This window comes from Myxococcales bacterium (assembly GCA_016717005.1).
Lineage (GTDB): Bacteria > Myxococcota_A > Polyangia > Haliangiales > Haliangiaceae > UBA2376.
Window position 1 is genome coordinate 478,714 of sequence record JADJUF010000037.1, and the last position, 20,133, is coordinate 498,846.

The 20,133-nt window shown below is 71.6% G+C and carries 17 protein-coding genes and 2 pseudogenes; 14 read left to right on the forward strand and 5 right to left on the reverse strand.

Features of this window, described 5'->3' with window-relative positions; all coding sequences use genetic code 11:
- Positions 1-7: 7 nt before the first annotated feature.
- Positions 8-298, reverse strand: a complete 291-nt coding sequence (locus IPL61_25650) for a hypothetical protein (protein ID MBK9034611.1) — start codon at positions 296-298, stop codon at positions 8-10.
- Positions 256-2,316 (reverse strand): DUF4157 domain-containing protein, encoded by a 2,061-nt coding sequence (locus IPL61_25655; protein MBK9034612.1) that lies wholly within the window; start codon positions 2,314-2,316, stop codon positions 256-258. Before IPL61_25655 ends, IPL61_25650 begins: the two co-directional genes overlap by 43 nt.
- A gap of 277 nt (positions 2,317-2,593) precedes the next feature.
- Between IPL61_25655 and IPL61_25660 the strand changes: the two genes are divergently transcribed.
- The 6 genes and pseudogenes from IPL61_25660 to IPL61_25685 all read left to right on the forward strand — a co-directional run bounded on the left by IPL61_25660 (position 2,594) and on the right by IPL61_25685 (position 9,537).
- Positions 2,594-3,301: a hypothetical protein gene (locus IPL61_25660; GenBank protein ID MBK9034613.1), complete on the forward strand. Its 708-nt coding sequence runs from the start codon at positions 2,594-2,596 to the stop codon at positions 3,299-3,301.
- Between the two features lie 1,030 nt (positions 3,302-4,331).
- Positions 4,332-5,363, forward strand: coding sequence for a protein kinase (locus IPL61_25665; GenBank protein ID MBK9034614.1), 1,032 nt, complete (start codon positions 4,332-4,334; stop codon positions 5,361-5,363).
- A 174-nt stretch (positions 5,364-5,537) separates the two neighbouring features.
- Positions 5,538-7,004: a hypothetical protein gene (locus IPL61_25670; GenBank protein ID MBK9034615.1), complete on the forward strand. Its 1,467-nt coding sequence runs from the start codon at positions 5,538-5,540 to the stop codon at positions 7,002-7,004.
- Positions 6,917-7,603 (forward strand): hypothetical protein, encoded by a 687-nt coding sequence (locus tag IPL61_25675; GenBank protein ID MBK9034616.1) that lies wholly within the window; start codon positions 6,917-6,919, stop codon positions 7,601-7,603. The genes IPL61_25670 and IPL61_25675 overlap by 88 nt, the downstream gene beginning before the upstream one ends.
- 49 nt (positions 7,604-7,652) lie before the next feature.
- Positions 7,653-8,285 (forward strand): annotated as a pseudogene (locus IPL61_25680) (serine/threonine protein kinase).
- Between the two features lie 661 nt (positions 8,286-8,946).
- On the forward strand, positions 8,947-9,537 hold the full coding sequence (locus tag IPL61_25685; GenBank protein ID MBK9034617.1) for a hypothetical protein: 591 nt from the start codon (positions 8,947-8,949) through the stop codon (positions 9,535-9,537).
- Here IPL61_25685 and IPL61_25690 read toward each other — a convergent pair.
- Positions 9,531-11,047 (reverse strand): annotated as a pseudogene (locus IPL61_25690) (sigma-54-dependent Fis family transcriptional regulator). The gene IPL61_25685 and the pseudogene IPL61_25690 sit on opposite strands and share 7 nt — an antisense overlap.
- 86 nt (positions 11,048-11,133) lie before the next feature.
- Here IPL61_25690 and IPL61_25695 point away from each other — a divergent pair.
- Positions 11,134-12,444 carry a hypothetical protein gene (locus tag IPL61_25695; GenBank protein ID MBK9034618.1) on the forward strand — a complete coding sequence of 437 codons (1,311 nt, stop codon included), beginning with the start codon at positions 11,134-11,136 and terminating at the stop codon, positions 12,442-12,444.
- Positions 12,445-12,452: 8 nt separating this feature from the next.
- Here the strand turns inward: IPL61_25695 and IPL61_25700 are convergent, their stop codons facing one another.
- Both IPL61_25700 and IPL61_25705 read right to left on the reverse strand, forming a co-directional pair.
- The gene (locus IPL61_25700) at positions 12,453-12,587 is read right to left on the reverse strand and encodes a hypothetical protein (protein ID MBK9034619.1); all 135 of its coding nucleotides are present in this window, start codon (positions 12,585-12,587) and stop codon (positions 12,453-12,455) included.
- Positions 12,584-13,228: a hypothetical protein gene (locus tag IPL61_25705; protein ID MBK9034620.1), complete on the reverse strand. Its 645-nt coding sequence runs from the start codon at positions 13,226-13,228 to the stop codon at positions 12,584-12,586. The genes IPL61_25700 and IPL61_25705 overlap by 4 nt, the downstream gene beginning before the upstream one ends.
- Before the next feature lie 242 nt (positions 13,229-13,470).
- Here IPL61_25705 and IPL61_25710 point away from each other — a divergent pair, with 242 nt between their 5' ends.
- From IPL61_25710 to IPL61_25740, 7 genes are all read left to right on the forward strand, one after another.
- Complete coding sequence (locus IPL61_25710; GenBank protein MBK9034621.1) at positions 13,471-13,869, forward strand: hypothetical protein; 399 nt, start codon at positions 13,471-13,473, stop codon at positions 13,867-13,869.
- Positions 13,827-15,731 carry a BREX-2 system adenine-specific DNA-methyltransferase PglX gene (pglX, locus tag IPL61_25715; GenBank protein MBK9034622.1) on the forward strand — a complete coding sequence of 635 codons (1,905 nt, stop codon included), beginning with the start codon at positions 13,827-13,829 and terminating at the stop codon, positions 15,729-15,731. Before IPL61_25710 ends, pglX begins: the two co-directional genes overlap by 43 nt.
- Entirely contained in the window at positions 15,685-16,365 is a 681-nt protein-coding gene (locus tag IPL61_25720) for a hypothetical protein (protein ID MBK9034623.1), read from the forward strand. Before pglX ends, IPL61_25720 begins: the two co-directional genes overlap by 47 nt.
- Before the next feature lie 202 nt (positions 16,366-16,567).
- Positions 16,568-17,092 (forward strand): hypothetical protein, encoded by a 525-nt coding sequence (locus IPL61_25725; GenBank protein ID MBK9034624.1) that lies wholly within the window; start codon positions 16,568-16,570, stop codon positions 17,090-17,092.
- Positions 17,089-17,502: a hypothetical protein gene (locus IPL61_25730; GenBank protein ID MBK9034625.1), complete on the forward strand. Its 414-nt coding sequence runs from the start codon at positions 17,089-17,091 to the stop codon at positions 17,500-17,502. The genes IPL61_25725 and IPL61_25730 overlap by 4 nt, the downstream gene beginning before the upstream one ends.
- A gap of 211 nt (positions 17,503-17,713) precedes the next feature.
- Positions 17,714-18,316: a hypothetical protein gene (locus tag IPL61_25735; protein MBK9034626.1), complete on the forward strand. Its 603-nt coding sequence runs from the start codon at positions 17,714-17,716 to the stop codon at positions 18,314-18,316.
- Positions 18,297-20,096, forward strand: a complete 1,800-nt coding sequence (locus tag IPL61_25740) for an ATP-binding protein (GenBank protein ID MBK9034627.1) — start codon at positions 18,297-18,299, stop codon at positions 20,094-20,096. Before IPL61_25735 ends, IPL61_25740 begins: the two co-directional genes overlap by 20 nt.
- The last annotated feature ends 37 nt before the right edge of the window (positions 20,097-20,133 follow it).

A 20,133-nucleotide genomic window follows, 5' to 3' on the forward strand; every position in this document is an offset into this window, starting at 1 on the left:
TCCTCCATCATCGACGCCGGCAGCATGCCGCTGAGCTCGGCGACGATCTGGGCCTCCGCCCTTCACGCGGGCGAGCTCGGAACACCAGGCCCTCGAGGGCGTTGGAGCCGCCCTTGGGGGTGCAGAGCGCGTCGCGCACGCTGGCGTGACCCTCCTCGGGCATCTCGAAGGGCACGTCCATGGCCACGCTGGCCAGGCCGAGCCCGACGTCGACCTTGTGCGGATCGAAGGGCTCGCACAAGAGCTTGCGCACCGTCACCGTCCCGCGGTCGGGCACCTCGAACGGCTGGTCGAGCAAGGCGTCGACCGAACCGGCGAAGGTGCCGGGCGCGAGGCCGGGTTTGTTGGCCACCGCCCGGGCGCACGCGCTGCCGCCGTCGGCGGCCTGGGGGCAACGCGGCCAGCTCCTCGTCGACCGCCTTGGCGATCGCGCTGTCGAGCAGCGACGAGCCGTAGGCGATCAGGTAGTCGGTGACGGCCAGCATGGCGGCGCTGCGGTGGGTGGGGACGACCTCGCCCCCAGCTCCTTGTACGCGGTGACCACGGCGTCGACGTGTCCTGGCAGTTGTGGGTGATGCCCTTGTGTGGCCATAGTCGGCGGCGACGGCGGCGCGGCGCGCTCCAGCGAGGTCGCGATCGTAGGCGTGCAGCGCCGGGCCGTACGTCGGCATCATGTCGGATCGATCGGGGTGCACGCCGTCGTGGAAGAAGCCCAGATCCGGCGGGTGGAGCGGGCTCTGCTCCTGGTCGCTGGCGAGGCCGTCGCCGGGGACGTCCGACGTCGTCGGCGGCGGCTCGAGCATGATGTGCATGTGGTGAAAGCCGGTGCTCGCCGGGGTGTCGAGGGTGTGCAGCCCGACCTCCTGGATGAGCGGCTGCACCTTGCTGCAGCATCGGCGCCAGGGCGTCGAGCTGCGGCGCGATCTGGTCGAGCAGCGGGCCCATGTCGCGCAGGCGGCGCAGGTCGGGCGCCGCCAGCTCCAGCATCGGGTTCCCGTCGAGGAACTCCCCGATCGGCAGGCCCTCGGCGCGCTCGCGCAGGGCCTCGGTCACCGAGCTCGCGGCCAGCTGCTGGATCTGGGTGCCCATCTGCATGACCGGCTCGAGCTCGCGACGCATCGTCACCGCGGTGTTCTGCATGCCGGGCCGGACCTCGTACTGGTTCATGCCGTGCAGCAGCACGCCCAGCATCGGCATGCCGATCAGCAGCACGAAGATGAAGAACGCGGTGAGCACCTTGCGCAAGGTCGACCACTCCGCCGGTCCACCCCCATGGCCACCGTCGTCGGGCGGCCCGCCGTCCGGCCCGCCCTCGTCGTCGCTGTCGAGCTCGCTGCCCTCGCCGTCGAGCTCGCGTCGGGCCGCCTCGATCGCGTCCGCCCAGCCGTCGAACGTGCGCCCGGCCTTCTTGTTGTCGCGCCCCCAGCGCTGCAGCAGCGCCACGATCTCCCGATCTCCGCCAGCGTCCGCGACGTGCTGCGCGATGGTCTCGGCGAGCTTGTAGTTGTAGCCGCCGACCTTGAGCTTGGGCATCACCGCGCCCCCGCTCAGCGTCGGCAGGCTGCGCAGTGGGCCCTGATCGGCGCCCGCCCACGCCGGCTCGCCACGCACCGCGCGATCTGCCATCGCGTCGGCCTCGGCCTCTAGCGGATCGTGACCGCCGAGCAGGCTGGCCAGCTTGGCTTGCGCCGACCGCGGCGCGCGCCCCAGCGCCTGCTGCGTGACGTGGGCGAGCTCGTGGGCCATCAGGTGCTGGCCGTCGGCGCTCGACGGATCGAGCTGGCCGGCGCCGAAGTGGACGTCGGTGCCGCGGGCGAAGGCGCGCGCGCCCATCTCGTCGGCGGCGCCGTCCTGATGGACCCGCACCGACGACAGGTCGTAGCCGAACGACGACTCCATGCGCGCCTGCACGTCGGTCGGCAGCCCGCCGAGCCCCGGGGCCCGCGCGCGCCGAGCAGGTGCGTCGCGAACGGGTCCTCGCCGCCGCCCCCGCCGCGGCTGCCGGTCGACCCCAGCGCGCTGGCGCCCCGCCGCCGCCGGTCCCAGCGCGCTGGCGCCCCGCCGCCGCCGGGCGCCCCCCGTCCTGCCCCGGCGCGCTGCTGCGCTGCACCGGCAGGGACTGGGTCGGCTGCGCTTGCCTGGCGCGATCCCGCTCCGCCGTGAACCTGACCATCGTCGGCGCCGTGGAAGTCCTGGAACGATCGCATCAAGGCAGCGTGCGCGCCGCCCCGCGAACGCCGATATCAGCCCGATGTCACGCAGGCCGAGCCCGTCGGTGGGTGGCGCGGGTCGTGGGCGCCGCCGCTGGGCGGCCATCGAGCAGCGTAGCGTCGTCGACGTACGCGATTCGAGCCAGCGCCGGGACGACCAACGGGTCGCCATCGCGCCAGCCACGAGGACGTCCGCACCGTTCGTGCAAAGGCGATCGACCGCGCGGGCCACGGTTGCGTGCCCTGAGCACCACCGGAGCGGCGTTGCCCAAGCACCTCGCAGCATGGCCGGCCGACTCACCCCCAGGCGGTGATGACACGGCGCGTACGCCGTCGGACGCCGCCGCGGCGGGGACGTCGCCGCCCATGTTACAACCGCTCGGATGCTCACGCTCGAGGGGCCGAGCCGATACCTGGCAGGAGCGCTGCGGCTGCTGCAGTTCGTCGAGGCGCGTCGTCCAACCGGCCGCCGGTTCGGCGCCGACGCCGACGCGCGCTGGCACAGCTTCAGGGGCGACCTCCGCACCGCCGAGCGCATCGAGCTGTTGCTGCGCGACGCCGACGCCGAGTGGCCGGGCGGCTTCGGCGCGCGCACGGTCTACGGCTTGCGCGCGGTAGCCGAGGACGAGCCGTTCGGTTCGCAGTGGCCCCCGATCGATCCGATCGCGGCCGAGGAGCTGTGGCGCGCGCTCCGCACCGCGCCCGCGCCGACCACCGCGGCCGAGGTCGTAGACGCCGTCGCGGCTGCCTGGGACCTCGTCCTCTCGCCGCACGCCGTGGGCGCCGTGGCCCCGACCGATCGCCTCATCGTCGTCGGCCCATCGGCGGTCGCCGCGATGATCACCGCCTTCGCGGCCGGCGCCGCCCTTGACTGGGCTGAGCAAGTCACCGTCATCGCGACCCCGCCGGCGCACCGCCACGTCGCCGCCGCCGCCACCGCGGCGTTGAACCTGACGCGCGCCTTCCCGCTGCGCACGCACGATGCGCCCGGCACCGCACCCGCCAGCGCCCGGCTGCTCGCCTCGCCCGACGCCGATCCCCGCGATCACGCCGCCGCCGACGCGATGCTCACCGTGGCCGCCCGGACCTAGCCGTGGCCCTGCCCCGCACCCGCGTCCTGGCGGAAGGCACGACGCCCTACCCGCACGAGCGCGAGGGCGTCGCGTTCGCGCTTCGCGGCCTTGCCCGATCGCGATCCGTTCCACGCCTGGGCGCTGGTCGACCTGCTCGATCCCTCGAGCGGACGCCTGCTCGAGGATCGACCTGCTCGTCCTCGGTACTCCTGCCTGTACCTGGTCGAGCTCAAGGCCTGGCCGGGCCGCATCGAGGGCGACGCCGTCGACTGGCAGGTGGGTCACGCCCGACGGTCGTCGGGTGTGGCGCGACAACCCGCGCCCGCTCGCGCACCGGAAGGCACAGATCCTAAGTCGCGCCTCGAGCGCGCGCTGCCGCACGGCACGCGCGCGCCGTGGATCGAGCCGCTGGTGTTCCTCACCGACGCCGACGTCAAGCTCGGCCTCACGCGCGACGGCCTGATCGGCGTGGTCCGGCGCGACAACTTCGCCGCGGCGATCACGCGCCACGAGTTCCCCGGCGCTGACGTGCGCCACCAGGGCAACGTCATCAACGCGCCGACCCAGCGCGCGGTGTTGCAGGCGCTGCGCACGATCGGCTTCCGGGAGCGCCGCGGCAAGCTCCACGTCGGCTCGTACGTCCTCGGCGAGCTGCTGGCCGAGACCGACAGCTACCAGGATCGCGAGGCCTCGCACCACGACATCTCGGCCCAGAAGCGCCGCGCCCGCACCTACCTGGTGCCCGATCAGACCTCGGTGGAGCTGCGCCAGCAGCTCCGCCGCGCCGCCAGTCGTGAGGCCCAGCTCCTCTACGAGGTCCGCGAGCACCCGAGCATCCTCACGTACACCGACTACGTCCCCGACGCCGAGGTCGGCCCCACCGTCCTGTTCGACGCGTTCACCGACGGCATCCCGCTCGACGCCTTCCTGCGGCGCGAACCCGATCTCGCGTTCGCCGATCGCGTGGCGATCCTCGGGGCGTCGGCCGCGCGCTCGCCCACTGCCACCGGCGCGTCGTCCATGGTGGCGTGTCGCCGTCGGCCATCTGGTGCGCCGGGGCCCGGGCGGCGTGCCCGAGACCCGGCTGTTCAACTTCCAGCTCGGCGGCGCCGACGGCGTCGACCCGACCAGCCACCGCTCCAACCTCGGCGACGATCAGGTCCCGATCTACCAGGCGCCCGAGCTGCGCAAGGGCCTCGCCAGCCCCGATCCGCGCACCGACCTGTTCAGCCTGGGCGCGGTGGCCTACCTGGTGTTCACCGGGCAGGCGCCCGGCACCAGCCTCGCCGCCATCGACGAGCGCCTCATCGCCGATCGCCACCTCGACGCGCGCGCGGTGAGCGACGGGATCCCCGAGCCGGTGGTCGAGCTGATCGCCGAGGCCACCCACACCACCGTCGCCTTGCGCTTCGACGACGCCGCGCAGTGGGTCGAGTTCCTCCTCGACGCGGCCGCCCAGGCCACCGCCGCGCCCGCGGCGCCCGAGCCCAGCCCGCTCGACGCCCGCAAGGGTGACGTCGTCGCGGGCTTCCTGGTCCACGGCGTCCTGGGCCACGGCGCGTCGTCGCGCGTGCTCGAGGTCGAGCGCGACGACGGCCGCCGCTTCGCGCTCAAGGTCTCGCTCGGGCCCGATCACGACGACCGCCTGCGCGCCGAGGCCCGGGCGCTCGCGCGCCTGCGCCACCCGCGCATCGTCGAGCTCGAGGGCCCGGCCGAGCGCCAGCCGCTGATGATCGGCGGACGCCCGTGCCTGCTGATGTCGCTGGCCGGCGAGACCCTGCAGCGCGAGCTCGCCGCGCACGGCGCCGTGTCGCTCGACTACGCCGCCCGCTACGGCACCGATCTGCTGGGCGCGCTCGAGCACCTCGAGGAGCGCGAGCTCCTGCACCGTGACATCAAGCCCGCCAACGTCGGCGTCGGCGCGGTCCACAAGAAGGCCGCGAGCCTGACGTTGTTCGACTTCTCGCTCGCCGCCGCCGACCCCGCCGACGTCCGCGTCGGCACCGCGGCCTACCGCGATCCCGAGGTCGCCGCGCGCGGGCGCTGGACGCCGCCGCCGATCGCTACAGCGCCGCGATGACGCTCTACGAGCTCCTGACCGGCCAGCGCCCGACCGGGCCCAGCGACGACGCCGCGCCCCACACGGTGCCCATCTCGGCCGAGCGGATCGACGCGGGCGTCCGCGCGCCTGACCGCGTTCTTCCCCACCGCGTTCGCCCGGGGCCTGGCCGCGCGGCACCCGGACGCCAAGTCGATGCGGCGCGCCTGGGAGCGGGCCTTCGAGGCCCAGACCGCCGGCGCCGGCGACACCCCCGACCCCGACGGGCCCACGCCCGCGCCCGCGCCCGCGCCGCTGGCCGACGCCGCCATCGCCGCCATCGCCGCCGACACGCCGGTCCACGCGCTGCCGCTGTCGGCGCGCGCCAAGAACGCGCTCGATCGCGCGGGCGGCCTGCGCGCCGTCGAAGCTGCTCGACCTCCTGAGAACATCTCGTCCATCCGCGGGGTCGGCGAGCAGGTCGCCCTCGGAGATCCTCGACTTCCGCCGGCGCTGGACCTCGCTGGCCAAGGTCACGGTCGCGTCCGGCGAGCCGCGTTCTTCCCCGGGTATCGCGGCGACGACCTGATGATCCACCTCGCCGGGCTCGCCACGGCCACCGCCGAGCGTCTCGCCGACGCTGGCCTGCGCTCGCTCGCTCCCGTCGCCGCGGCGCCGCGCGCCCAGCTCGCCAACCTCGCGCGCACCGCCGGGCTCGACGAGGCCGCGGTCCGCGCGGCGCTCTCAGCCGAGCACGCCAAGGCCGCCGTCCGCTCACAGCCGACGACGCTCGGCGCCTGGTGCGACGCGCTCCTGCCCGCGGGCAAGAAGCGCTCTCAGCACCCGCGCGAGCTGTTCGGCCTCGAGGGTCCGCTCCTCGGCCGCGTCGGCGCCAGCCCCCGCGAGCTGGCCGAGCGCCTCGAGCTCACCGCCGCCGCGATCTACATCGCGCTCGGCAAGGCCCGCGACGAGTGGCGCAAGCACCCCGCGATCGCGTCCCTGGTCGCCGCCGTCCACGCGGCGGTCGAGCGCGCCGGCGGCGCGGCCCCGCTGGCCCGCACCGGCGTCGAGCTCCTCACCGACCTGCCCCACGCGGGCGAGCCCGACGCCGAGGTCCGGGCCACGGCGCTGGTGCGGGTGGTCGCCGAGCTCGAGAAGGACGACCCCGCCGGCCTGCGCTTCGTCCGCCTCGACGGCGACGCGCCGTGGATCGTCCTGCGCGACGACGTCGAGGACGTGGTCCGCCGGCTCGGCGCGATCGCCGACGATCTGGCCGGCCGCGACGTCCTCGCGGGCCCCGCCGAGGTCGCCCGCGCCCTCGCCGAGATCGCCGACGACACCCCGCTGGCCGGCCTCCCCGCCGACCGCCTGGTCCGCCTCGCCGCCGCCGCCAGCCGTCGCGCGGCGGCGTCGACCCGCCTCGAGCTGTACCCGCGCGATCTGCCCCCGGCCCGCGCCCTGGCGCTGTCGGCCGCGGTCCTCCACCTCGCCCCTGGCCGAGGACGTAGCTGCGCCGCCGGGTCGCCGCGCGCTACCCCGACGCCGCGCCGCTGCCGCCGCGGCCCGCGCTCGACGAGCTGGTCGCCAGCTTCGGCTTGCGCTACGTGTCGGCCGACGGCGCGTTCGTCCGGCCCGGCGACGACGCGCGGTCCTCGATCCACACCAGCGTCCGCTCGCCGCTGACCACGTTCACGCGCGTCCGACCCGCCGCCGAGATCTCGGCCCGCGAGGTCGCCATCGCCGAGTTCGACGACCGCGTGCGCCTGTGCCTGGCCCGGCGCGCGCTGCTGGTGCTCGGCGTCACCGCCGATCAGGCCGGCGTCGCCGAGCGCGCCCTGGCGACACACCATGGCCTCGCGCCGCGCTCGTTCGACGCGCTGTTCGTCGCCGAGCTCGAGCGGATCATGACCCGCGAGGGGATCAGCGCGGACCTGGTCTATCGCACCGATGGCGCCGGCCGCGCCGACGACGCCTGGCCGCGCCTGCGCAAGCTCGCCGAGGCCACCGCCGCGGCGATCGCCGGCGCGCTCCTGCCGCCCACGGCGCCGCTCGTGCTCACGCAGCCGGGGCTGATCGGGCGCTACGGTCTCACGACCTTCCTCGAGCGGCTGGTCGCGTCGGCCCGTGACGACGACGCCGGTCAAGCGATCGTGCTGCTCGTCCCCGGCCACGAGGGCGGCCGGCCGATGATCGGCGAGGTCGCGGTGCCAGGGCTCTTGCCCGGCCAGTACGCGTGGATCCCGCGGCCGTGGCTCAGCCAGCACACGCCGAAGGCGGCGTGATGCCGGGCGCGCGCTTCCGCCTCACCGTCAGCTGCGGCGCGCGCTGGCGATGACCGCCTCGGAGCTGGTCGGGCGCATCTTGCCCGGACGCTTCCGGATCGACGGCGAACTCGCGCGCGGCGGCTTCGGCGTGGTCTACCGCGCGCACCAGCTCGCGGTCGGGCGCGACGTCGCGGTGAAGGTGCTGCACGAGTCGATCGCCGCGGACTCGCGCGAAGGCCGCGCGTTCGTCCAGGAGATCCAGGCCGTCGGCCGCATCGACCATCCCAACGTGGTCCGCATCTACCACGCCGAGCACACCGACGATGGCCGCCTGTTCTTCGCGATGGCGCTGCTGTCGGGTCGGGACCTCGAGCAGGAGCGCGCCGCCCAGGGTCCGCTCCCGGCCGCGCGCGCCGTCGCCCTGGTGCGGCAGCTGCTCGCCGGTCTCAGCGCGGTCCACGCCGCGGGGCTGGTCCACGCCGACATCAAGCCCGCCAACGCCCTCGTCGTCGGCGACGCGGGCGATCAGCTGGTCCTCGTCGATTTCGGCCTCGCGCGGCTGCGACGCCCGGGCCAGCCCGCGCGCGCCCTCGGCGGCACGCCGGCGTACATGGCCCCGGAGCAGCTCACGGGCAATCGGGTCGACGCTCACTCCGATCTCTACGCCGCCGCGCTGGTGTTGGTCACGCTCCTGACCGGCTGGCGTCGCACCACCGTCGACGTACCCGCCGACGCCCTCGACGGCGTCACCGACCCTCACCTGCGCGCGGTCCTGACGCGGGCGCTCGCCACCGACCCGACGGCCCGCTACCAGTCTGCCGACGAGCTCGCCGACGCGCTGGTCGATCGACGCGCGCCCTCACCCGCCCCGCGGCGACGGCGATGGCAGGCGCCGGTCGTCGGTGTCGCGGTCGCAGCGGCGGTCGGCCTCGGGCTGGCCCACCCCTGGCAGGGCTCGCGGCCGGGCCATCCACGCGTGCTCGTGGTCGGCAGCGACTCGGTCCTCCACGGCCTCCTGGCGCCGGCGAAGGCGACCATCGAGCGCCACGCCGGCATCGACCTGCCGCTCGAGGACGAGCAAGACAAGGGCTCGAGCGGCGCGATCCCCGCGCTCGCGCATGGTCCGGCCAGCGTCGGCGCGCGCTCCGAGCGTTTCACAGGTGCAGCGCCGGCCGAGCTCGCCGCCACCGACTCGATCTTGATCGAGGTCGCCGTCGGCTACGATCAGATCGCGCTGTTCGTGCCCACCGCCAGCCCCGCGCGGGCCCCTCGATGTCGCCGCATTTCGAGCCAGCCTGTGCTGCAGCGCCGGCCAGCGCGGCCGGCCCACGACCTGGTCGACCCTCGCCCCCGCCGCGGCCATGACGGGCGACGTCGCCTGGATGCTGTTCGGCCGCCGCGGCACGCCCGCGCCCGGGGACACGACCTCATCGACGCTGCGGATCGCCGATCAGTGGCTGTGCGCCCCGGCCCAGCTGTGCCCCGGCACCGTCGCCTACGACGGCGCGTTCCGCGATCTCCTCGCCGCCGTCGCCCACCAGCCCGGCGGCCTCGGCCTCTCGACCGCGAGCCTCGCGCGCGCCGACGTCCGCGCGGTCGAGCTCGTCGATCGTGCGGCCCACACCCGCTTCGATGGTCGGCGCGTGCTGTGGCTCTACCTCGCCGCGCGCCGCGCCCACCCGCTGCCGGCCGCGACCTGCCGCTTCCTCGACGCCGTGCTCGCCGACGACGTCGCGGCGACCCTCACCGCGGCAGGTCGCGCCGCGCCGTTGCCCCGCGGCGCCCGCGCCCGCCAGCGCGCGTGGCTCGGCCTCGACGACGGCGGCTGCGCCCATCGCCCCACCCAGGCGTTGCTCGACGACGACGACGCCACCATGGCCCGCACGCCGATCGCCTCCGAGATCGAGCCGACCCCGTGGGCGCCCGTGCCTGACGCGGCCCCGGCTCAGTGACGGGTCGGGTCGTCCGCGCCGTCGCGCCGGAACCCGAACTCGGTCAGCAGGTTGTACAGGTGGGCTCGCGTCACCTCGAGCTCGCGTGCCGTCTGGGCCACGTTCCAGTCGTTGCGCTCGAGCGCCTCTTTGACGTACCGCCGCCGGAAGCTGCGCGTCGCCTCCTGGAGGCTGATCGCCTCCCGCGTCGTGGCGTCGATGTCGGGGAACACGTGGTGCGCGTGCAGCGCGCCCCCGCCCTCGACGTGCGCCCGCACCACGCCCGCCTCGATCGCATTGCCCAGCTCGCGCAGGTGCCCCGGCCACGACGCCTCCTGGCACGCCACCACCGTTCGCCGCGCCACGCGCAGCGGCGCGAACCGATGACGGCGACACGCCGCCGCCGCGAAGTGCTCGACCAGGTCCGGGATGTCGTCGACGCGCTGGTCGAGCCCCGGCATGGCCAGCGGCAGCACGTTCAGGCGGTAGTAGAGATCGTCGCGGAACCGCCGCTGCGCGACCATCGCCTTCAGATCCTGGTTGGTCGCGCTCACCACGCGCACGTCGGCCACGACCGGCGCGCTCGCGCCCAGCGGGTAGTACACGCCGTCCTGCAGCAGCTGCAGCAGCTTGGCCTGGGCCGCCAGCGACAGCTCGCCCACCTCGTCGAGGAACAGCGTCCCACCGCGGCCGCTGCCGACCTTGCCGATCGTCCGCTGGGTCGCCGTCGAGTGCGCGCCGCGCTCGGCGCCGAACAGCTCGCTCTCGATCAGCGCCTCGGGGATCGCCGCGCAGTTGAGCTCGACGAACGGCCCCTCGGCCCGCGGGCTGTTGCGCGCGATGGTCTGGGCCAGGAGCGTCTTGCCGGTCCCGGTCGGCCCGGTGATCAGCACGCTGATGTCCAGGGGCGCCACGTGCGAGGCGTCGCGCAGCACCCGCGCCAGCGCGGCCGATCGACCGACCAGCTCCGCGCACCCGAAGCGTCGCCTCACCTCTGCGGTGTGATCGCGCTGACCCGGCTCGCGCTCGTGGGCGAGCAGGCGGTCGGCCAGCGGCCCGAGCTGCCGCGCGAACAGCTCGACCCGCTCGCGATCGCCGGTCGAGAAGCTGGCGCCGCCCGCCCGGCCCTGCAGGTAGATGACCCCCGATCGGTGGCGCCCCCACCGGCGCGCACAGCACCGCGTCGATGCCCCGGTCCGACGCTGGTCAGGTCCTCGAAGCGCGGATCGATCCGCGCCGACGGGGTGTCGACCGTCCGGCCCTCGGCCATCGCCCGCGCGATGATGCCGCCCGAGATCGACGCGCGGATCTCGGCGACGTCGTCGTCGTCGCAGCCGGCGCCGCGCCACCAGGACGCCCCGGCGCCGTCGGCGTGGAGCTCGAGGTACGCCGTCGCGGCGCCGCTCACCTCGACGATCAGCGCCAGCGCCTCATCGAGCAGCGGCCCGAGCTCGCGCTGGCCGCCCAGCTCGAGCAGCCTGCGGTAGAACGCTGGCTCGGCCGCACTCCGCTCACGCGCGTCTGTCGACATCCCCGGCGCGACCATACCGTGTTCGCGCGGCGCGTGCCGGTATGTGTCAACTCCCGGCCCGCGCGCGCAGCGCAGCGTCAACTGCGGTGGACACCTCTGGCGCCGTGCGTGTGCGCCCCGACCGCGCCGGGGGCCTGTGCGGCCCCGGCGCGCCGCTTGCTCTGTGGCTGCCAACCATGCAGCACCTCAGTCGTCTCGCCATCTTCGCCGCCGGGTTGACGGCCGCCGTATCAGCAGCCACCGCCGAACCGGCCTCCACCGACAAGACGGCAGTCGCGAACGTGCAAGCTGCGATCGAGGCGGCCAGGGACGCCGCGAACGCGCAAGCGGCGATCGAGGCGGTCGCGGACGCCAAGAACGCGCAGGATGCGATCAATCAGGCCAAGGCCGCCGCGAACCTCCGCAGCACTGATGACCGCCCGCTCCAGACCACCGGTGGCATCACCGGCCTGTCCCGGTCGACCGCGCCGGTCTGGGTGCTGGTCGCCGACACCAACGTGACGACGCTCGACGTCTCGCAGCCGTCGGCGGGCCTCGGTCTCGAGTACGCCACGCCGTTCAACCTGGCCCGGTTCTCGATCAAGAAGAACGTCTCCGAGAGCACCCTCACCGCCGCGGCCGGCGCCCGCGACTTCGGCCGCGCGGTCCTGCGCCCCGCGACCGCCAACTTCAGCCTGGCGATCCACGCCGAGCACCGCTTCGCGTCGTACCTGCGCTGCCGCAGCGACTGCTACGCCAAGGAAGACAGCGACGCTGCCGCGGTGACGTCCAAGTGGAGCTGGGGTGCGTACGCCACGCTCGAGGCCGCCGATCTCAACGTGACGATCCAGGACGCCGCCGAGCAGACCTTGGCGTCCGGTCACATGGTGCCGCTGGCCCTGACCGCGGGCCTGACCAGTCGGATCGAAGGGGTCCCGCCCGAGGCGCTCAAGTCGGCCGGCGGCGGCCTCGTCGTCTCCGGGTACGCCGGCATTGGCCTGCGGGTGATCAGCGGCGACGTCCCCGACGGCGAGCGCGCGCTCGCCTTCGGCACCGCCCGGCGGTGGGTCCTCGGTCCCGAGCTCGGCGTCGCGGTCCAGTTCGGCACGGTCATCGTCGACGCCCGGCTCACTGGGCTCTCGAACTTCAACGACGCGATCCCCGGGCTCACCGGCGCCCAGCTCCAGGCCGGACTCACGTTCGTGCTGCCCTGGGAGGTCGTCGGCGGCAAGGACAAGAAGGGCGACGACGACGCCGAAAAGGCTGCCGCCGAAAAGGCTGCCGCCGAAAAAGCCGCCGCCGAAAAGGCCGCCGCCGAAAAGGCCGCCGCCGAAAAGGCCGCCGCCGAAAAGGCCGCCGCTGCCCCGCCCGCCGCTGCCCCGCCCGCCGCTCCCCAGCCCGCCGCTGGCGGCCAGTAGCCGCCTCGCTACTCGATCCCGTACCGCTGGCACTTCTGGATCAGATACGACCGGCTGATCCCCAGCTCTCGCGCCGCCTGCGACTTGTTCCCGCCCAGCCGGGTCATCACCAGGCGCACGACCTCGGCCTCGTACTCCGTCATGATCGCCTCGAGCGTGCGCCCCGGGGTCGCCGGGTCTGCGCCCGTCGCGCCGCAGCCGACCGGAACGGGATGCCCAGGTCCTGCGCATACACCGTCGGGGCGGTGCGCTCAGTCGGCCACGCCCCGGTGATCCGCTGGACGCACGCGAGCAGCTCTGACACGTCACCGGGCCAGGCGTGCTCGGTCAGCGCCTCCTCGGCCAGCGCATCGAGCCGCACGGGCCGGCCGAGCATGCGCTCGAGCAACCGCGGCAGCAGCACCACCGCGTCCTCGGACCGATCGCCCAGGTTCGGCACATCGACTTCCAGACACACGCCCGGCGGCCACACCAGCGCACCGAACCGCGGATCGACCTGCGCCACCGGCCGGGCCGTCATCCGGGTCGCCCGCAGATCGATCACCCGGTCGCGCGCGACCGCCAGAACGCGCTGCTGATCGTCCACCGTCAGCCGGTTCACCTCGACGAACGCGACCACCGCCGGTCCGCGACGCCCGCCTGCGTGCGCCGCGCCGCGGAGCTGTTCCTGCATCGCGCCATCGGCGACGGTGACCAGCGGGCAGTAGATCTCGTGGATTGCGCCGCCGTTGGCGAGGCGCGCGAACAGCAGGCGCGCCGTGGTGGTCTCGCCGCGGATCAGCACCGCTCGGTCGAACCGCGCGTATGCATCGAGCGTCCGGAACGTCGGCGCCAGGCCCGGACACGCCTCGAGATCGTCCAGCGTCAACATCGGGCCACTCTAGCGGCGACCGCATCGCCGCCGCGCGCGCACGCCCCGAGATCGCCCCGAGATCGCCCCGAGATCGCCCCGAGATCGTCCCCATTCACCCGCTTCGGGTGAACCATGAAGCGCGCCGCGGCGGGTAAGCTCGCCCACGTCCCGCCATGGCCAAGAGCACCTCGACCAAGAAGAAGAAGGCCGCGCTCGCTGCGCTGGCCGGCACCGACGATCCCCGCGCGCCGCTCGACTCGGCGGCGCTGCTCGACGCCGCGCGCAAGGTGCTGGCGCGGCTCGAGGCCGACCTGCGCCAGCGGGCCGAGGCGTCGCCAGCGGTGACCCTGGCGCTGCGCGATCAGTACGAGCGCGAGAAGGCGGCCCAGCGCACGGCCGAGAGCTTCGCGGGCTGGACCGCGGCGCTGGCGACCCAGGTGGCGGCGGCCTGGCTGTTGTCGTGCGTGTTCGTGCGGACGCTCGAGGATCGCGGGCTGTTGCGCCAGGCCCGCATCGCGGGCTGGGCGCGATGGACAGCCAACGGCTGTTCTTCCAGCTGGCGCCATCGCTGACCGAGCGCGACTACCTGCTGATGGTCTGGAAGGAGCTGGCGCAATACCCCGCGGCCCGCGGACTGTTCGACGCCGAGCACAGCCTGGTCTGGAGGCTGTCGCCGTCGGCCGAGCTGGCCAAGGAGCTGCTCGCGCTGTTCCGCACGCCGACCGCCGAGGCCCCGGCCTTCCGGTTCGGCCAGGCCAGCACGCGCTTCCTGGGCGACCTGTACCAGGACCTCAGCGAGGACGTCAGGAAGCGCTACGCGCTGTTGCAGACGCCGGACTTCGTCGAGTCGTTCATCCTCGACCGGACGCTGGAGCCGGCGGTGGTGCGCTTCGGGCTCGATGACACGACGGTCATCGACCCGACGTGCGGCAGCGGGCACTTCTTGCTGGGGGCGTTCGGAAGGCTGTTCGAGCATCGGAGGAGGCTGGAGCCGGGGGTGGACGCGCGGGTCGCGGCGGTGAAGGCGGTGGACGCGGTGTACGGCGCGGACATCAACCCGTACGCGGTCGCGATCGCGCGCTTCCGCCTGACGCTGGAGGTGCTGGGAGAAGGCGGGGTACGGGAAGCTGGCGGACGCGCCGGCCTTGCCGCTGCACGTCGTGGTGGCGGATTCGCTGCGCGTCAATCCCCAGCACGCCCAGCCGAGCTGCGGCAGCAAGACACGCGCGCGGCGCTGGCGCCGCCTGGGTCGGCGACGCGTTCGCCCTCGAGGACGACCAGGCCGCCCGCGACGCGCTGTTCCGGCGGTTCGCCGCCGTGGTGGGCAATCCGCCGTACATCACCGAGAAGGACCCAGCCAAGCGCGAGGTCTACCGCAAGATGTGGGCGTCTCGGCCGCCGGCAAGACGCGCTGTCCGCCCCGTTCTGCGAACGCTTCTTCCAGCTCGCCCGCCCCCGCGGCTACGTCGGCCAGATCACGGCCAACTCGTTCATGAAGCGGGAGTTCGGCAAGAAGCTGATCGAGGAGTACCTGCCGACCGTAAACCTCGACCTGATCGTGAACACGTCAGGCGCGTACATCCCGGGGCACGGCACGCCGACCGTGCTGCTGTTCGGGACGCAGGAGGCGGCGACGTCGCGGGATGTGCTCGCGGTGCTGGCGAAGCGCGGCGAGCCCAGCACGCCGGAGAATCCGGCGGAGGGGAAGGTGTGGCGGAGCGTGGTCGAGCACTGGGAGGAAGTCGGGTATGAGGATGAGTATCTGTCGGTGGCGCGGGTAGCGCGGGATGGACTCGCGAAGCATCCCTGGAGCCTCGGCGGCGGCGGGGCGAGCGAGCTGAAGGAGTTGCTGGAGGAGAGGGCGGAGAGGAGGCTGGGGGATGTGGCGACGGCAATTGGTTCGACGCGATCATGGGTGAAGACGATCTGTTCGTCGGTCCTGAGCACTGGTTGCGCAGGCTGGGTGTCGACGGCGCTCAGATGCGGAAGCTCGTCGAAGGCGAGGGGGTGCGGGACTGGAGCATCGCTAGCCCGGCGTCAGCACTCTTCCCGTACGACGAGCGCCTCGAAACCGTGCCGGCAAGTTCGCCTGCTGCGCTCTCACTTCTGGCAGTTTCGTATTCCTCACCGAGCGGGAGGCATTCGGCAAGAACACTGTCGAAGCCGGTCTGGAGTGGTACGAGTACCGCAGCTTCTACAAGTCCAAGCGCAGCACCCCGCTGAGCATCACGTTTGCCGAGGTGGCTACTCACAATCACTTTGCGCTCGACCGTGGCGGGCATGTGTTCAAGCAAACGGCCCCGCTCATCAAGCTCTCGGCGGACGCTTCCGAGGACGACCACCTCGCGCTGCTGGCGTACCTGAACAGCTCGACGGCGTGCTTCTGGATGAAGCAAGTCGCCTTCCCAAAGACGTCTGGAACGAATGTTGGTGAAATGCGCGGCGTTGCTGAGCGCATCGCCTATCAGTTTTCTGGAACGGCCCTTGGTCCGCTGCCAATTCCTCCGCTGTCGCCGCGCTTGCGCAAGATTGGCCGCCAAATGGACTCGCTGGCACGCGAGAGAGCCAGCGTAAGACCCGGTCGAAAGACTGTGCCGGTGGGTAGTGTCACAGCGCTAAAGGCAGCGTTCGAAGCTGACGCTGCGCGATACGACTCGTTGCAGCGGCAGTTGGTGGTTCTGCAGGAGGAGATCGACTGGGAGATCTATACTGCTGCGCAGTTGTGTCCCGCGGGTCTTCTTGCCGCTGATCACAGCCATCACAGCCTTGTGCTTGAGGGCGCAGAAGCGCATCCGGGTGAGCGGCCATGCCACCAAGGACTTCCGTCATCGTCCGCGCTGGCGATGTTGTGGGAGAAGCGTCGCGCCGCGATCGCGGAGCGTCCGGCTCTTGGATTGATGGAACAACCGCTGTATAAGCGCCCTTGGCTTGGTGTTCAAGGGGTGTTCCATCGTGACGGTTGGACGTACGCCGAGCTGCTTCGAGCGGCATTGCGCGAGCAGATGTGTGGGGTCCTCGAGGCGGAGGTTCGCGAATTCGGGAGATCCCCGTCAGTTCTCGACGCATAAACGAGGTGCAAGAGATCTCTTTTCTTCGCACACTGCTGGCACACACCGTTGAGGATTCGCCGGACGCCGTAGCAGCGCTGCTTTCATCAAATGCCGTGCCTTACCTGGCCGCCTTGCCTTTGCAGACTCGGGGCTTTCTCGGCGGGCTGACTGGGAGGCGTCATGGGAGGCCCAGCGACTCGAAGACGGCGGAGTGACAACCGTGTGCAGTACTCCGGGGAAGTACGCCATCGGCGACTTCCGGGAGGCGTCGTACTACAGCCTTCGCGGCCAGCTCGACGTGCCGAAGGAGCGCTTCATCAGCTATCCGGGCTGCGAGTCGGACGACGACGGCGAGCCGGTGTACGGCTGGGCCGGCTGGGATCATCTGCAGCGGGCCCAGGCGCTGGCCGCGCTGTACATGGATCGCAAGACCCGCGAGGGCTGGCCGCGCGAGCGGCTGGTCCCCATGCTCGCCGGCCTCCTCGAGCTGATCCCCTGGGTCAAGCAGTGGCACAACGAGCCCAGCGCCGAGTACGACGGCCTTCGCATGGGCGACTACTTCGCCCAGTTCCTCGACGGCGAGCTCCGCCTCCACTCCCTCACCCCCGCCGACCTCCGCGCCTGGCGCCCCGCCAAGAAGCCCCGCGGCAAACCCAAGCCCGCCCCCGCCACCTCAGACTCCCCCGCTCCCACCAAGCCCAAACGCCCCCGCAAACCCAAGCCCACGTCTGAGGTTGATCGATGACGAGCGATCGCGGCGAACGGTCAGCCATTCGCTTTCTGTACACCGACGGCGACGGAACTCAGTTCCGCCCAACGCACTGCTGGATACGCGCCGAGCCCGGCCGACTCACTGACTGGTCGCTTCACCTGACTCGTCCCGACGGCGAATCAGTCGCTGTGCCGGACCTCAAGCGGTGGATGCTGTTTGGCGACAGTGCGCATCGTCATTTCAGCTTTCGCAGCGCGATCAGCCCGACTGATATGCGGCAATACAAGCGCGAGGAAGTCCTCGATCGCTACGCGCGTGCCGTGGTCGCGTCACTGCCGCAGGACTATCGCGGAGCACCGCTGTGGTGTCTCATCCCCGGCATCGGCGATCCGGACCGACGCCGCCGCTATCGGAACGCACTGAACTCGCGATGCCCGGGGTAAAGCTACTGCCCGAGCCCGAGATGCTGGTTGAGTACTTCCGACTCGTACGTCGCGAACTAGAACTCAAGGAGCGGCACTCGAGCGTCCTGCTGGTCGTTGACGCCGGAGCCTCGACCGTCAATTTGACGTTCGTTCTAACCCGTCGCGATCGCCTCGCAGAAGGCAAAGGAAGGCGTCGCGCGGAAAGCGTCGTTACGCGCCAAGCGGGGCGATGCTGCGCGATTTGCAGGCGCCTGGGTCGACGAGGAACCTCGCGCGCGCCATTGGCATTGAACTGCCGAACAAGGCCGCTGAGCGGCATGCGATTCTTGCTGACGTTGAGCGAGTCAAGTGCAAGCTCTCCAGTCTCAATTCCGGACCCGAGCGGAAGCACCTGCCCGCGATGGGCCTCCCGTGCAAGCGGGAGATGGAACGTGAAGATCTCGAGCAGGTTTCCGACCTGCTCTGGCAAAGTATATTGCCTACGTACCTCGTACAAGCTGAGCAACTCCTTATCGACTTGCAGAGCGGAGCGGACGCCGAGTTCTTTCACGAGCGCTTGGAAGGCTTGACCACGATCGATGTCGGCGGCGCACAGCAACTCATCGACGGCGTCATCCTCGCAGGGGGAACCAGTCAGTTACCAGGATTTCGGCGCGCCATGCTCCGACACCTGTTTCCCGATCGTCCAGACATGTATATCTACACCGTAGGCGAGGACTACAGCGTCGCCGCGGCACTCGGGTGCGCTCGCGAACGTCTTGGCGGTACATCATCGGCCGAGCCGACTTCGCGTGCCACAGGAGGCCGCTGCCGTGCAAGGGAACCTCGCTGAGGCGACCTTCATCGGCACACCGGTCACCGACATCTACTTCGCCTGGAAGCAGCGTAGCGCGCAAGAAGAGGAGATTCTCGCGCTGGATCGCGACGATCCGTTGCTCGACCACGGCGGCGTGCATCCGTTTGCGGCCACCATTCCCAACTTCAATCTGGGCCCGCTGGAGGGGCGATTGGTTCCGGGCCCCGGATACTCAAGAATCGGGATCAAGCCCGTGCGGATGTCGGTACGCAAGGCCCCCGCCGAGTTGTCGATCTCTTGGGACGCCAAGAGCCGCGAGGCCCGAGTGCGTTCAGAGCAGATCAGCAAGACTGGTCAACTACACCTTGCGCTCCACCACCTTGTCCTCGAAGAGGACGAAGCGCCTGAAACTCGCTCGCTGCCGAAGCCCGTCCCGGTGTCCGTCGGGCTCTGGTCCGATGCCGCGCCCGACGTCATTATCGACCTAGGAATGTCCAAGACCGTGGTCCTGGCCGCTGACAGCGGTCCGTTCCTGTGGGCTTCCGATGAAAGCGCGCCGCGCGTTTTCCCATCTGCTGACAACACCGCCGGCCCCCATGGCCCGCCGGAGACGCCGGAGACGCCGGAGACGCGGGAGACGCCGGAGAGTCCCCCGACTCCCGAGGCCCCAGCCGCACGCCACCACGTTCTTGTAACCCGAGCTCCCGACGAAGCGCCCCCGGCACCACAGGCACCGGAACCTGTCGACCGAGCCGAGGTGGCATCGCGGGGCTCACCTCCGGCGGGTGGGCACGCGCAGACCCATGGCCGCGGCGCCGCAACGCCGCCGCCGCAGGTCGCCGCCAAACCAGAGCCGCCCGCCGTTCATGTCGAGCCCGAAGCATTCGGCACGGCGTTGCTCGCGCTTGTCCAACCGCTTGTCAAAGAAGGGCTGGTCGATACCGTTGCAGATCTCACGATGTTGTTACTCGCGTTGAGCACGCGGCCATTCGTCCTGCTTGCGGGCCCCCCGGGAAGCGGCAAGTCGTCGCTGGCACGACTTGCTGCGCAGATCCTGGGACTCTTCGAGGGGACGACCTATCATGAGATCACAGTGCAACCGCACTGGAAGTCGCAACGCCATGTCGAAGCCGAGGTGCGTGCCTCGTGGACAAGGACCTCTGATGGCCATCGACGTCTTTACCTCTTCGATGAGATCAACTTGGCGAGTCCCGAGTCCTACCTGATGCCGTTCCTTCGACTCCTGGACAAACAGCCTCACGGGCGCGCCGCGATGCTCGCGTGCGGCACGCTCAACATCGATGACTCGTCGCGCCCGCCTTCACCGACGATCATCGACAGGGCGTTCTTCATCGAGATCGACGCGCCCAAGGGGCTCGAGGCGATGCCAAATCCCGCCGAAGTCGTTGCCGGCGCCCGACTTGACGGGTTGCCTGCGCCAGCACCGCTGGCTCGGCGCTCCCTGTCGCCACGCGTCGGCGCGGTCGTAGAGGTCCTTCAGCAGACAGTGGAGAAGGAGCGCCTGCGACAGGATCTCTTGCCGTCGCGGCGTGATCTTATCGATCTCGCTCACCTTACGGCAACGTATGAGTCATGTGCTCTCAATCCATCCCTCCTTTCTTTGGACGATCTCGAGGACCACCTTGTCGCGGGCCGCCTCCTGACGAAGATCGCGGGAGCCGCCGAACAAGTCGAGCCCTTGGTCAGAGCTCTCGAGCAGGTGCTGTCGACTCATCCACGGCTGCGGCGCTGCCAACGGCGGCTGGCGGTCGCGCGAGCACAGCTCCGGCTCGGCTTCGTGAGCCCGTGGCAGTAGGAATGCCTGGCGAGATTCTTCTCGCTACCTTCCCGCT

Coding starts and splice junctions, on each gene's coding strand:
- IPL61_25655 (MBK9034612.1), bottom strand. CDS start 2,316: ATGGCCGCCCAGCGGCGGCGCCCACGACCCGCGCCACCCACCGACGGG.
- IPL61_25660 (MBK9034613.1), top strand. CDS start 2,594: ATGCTCACGCTCGAGGGGCCGAGCCGATACCTGGCAGGAGCGCTGCGG.
- IPL61_25670 (MBK9034615.1), top strand. CDS start 5,538: ATGCGGCGCGCCTGGGAGCGGGCCTTCGAGGCCCAGACCGCCGGCGCC.
- IPL61_25685 (MBK9034617.1), top strand. CDS start 8,947: ATGACGGGCGACGTCGCCTGGATGCTGTTCGGCCGCCGCGGCACGCCC.
- IPL61_25700 (MBK9034619.1), bottom strand. CDS start 12,587: ATGACGGAGTACGAGGCCGAGGTCGTGCGCCTGGTGATGACCCGGCTG.
- IPL61_25710 (MBK9034621.1), top strand. CDS start 13,471: ATGGCCAAGAGCACCTCGACCAAGAAGAAGAAGGCCGCGCTCGCTGCG.
- pglX (MBK9034622.1), top strand. CDS start 13,827: ATGGACAGCCAACGGCTGTTCTTCCAGCTGGCGCCATCGCTGACCGAG.
- IPL61_25720 (MBK9034623.1), top strand. CDS start 15,685: ATGAAGCAAGTCGCCTTCCCAAAGACGTCTGGAACGAATGTTGGTGAA.
- IPL61_25730 (MBK9034625.1), top strand. CDS start 17,089: ATGACGAGCGATCGCGGCGAACGGTCAGCCATTCGCTTTCTGTACACC.
- IPL61_25735 (MBK9034626.1), top strand. CDS start 17,714: ATGCTGCGCGATTTGCAGGCGCCTGGGTCGACGAGGAACCTCGCGCGC.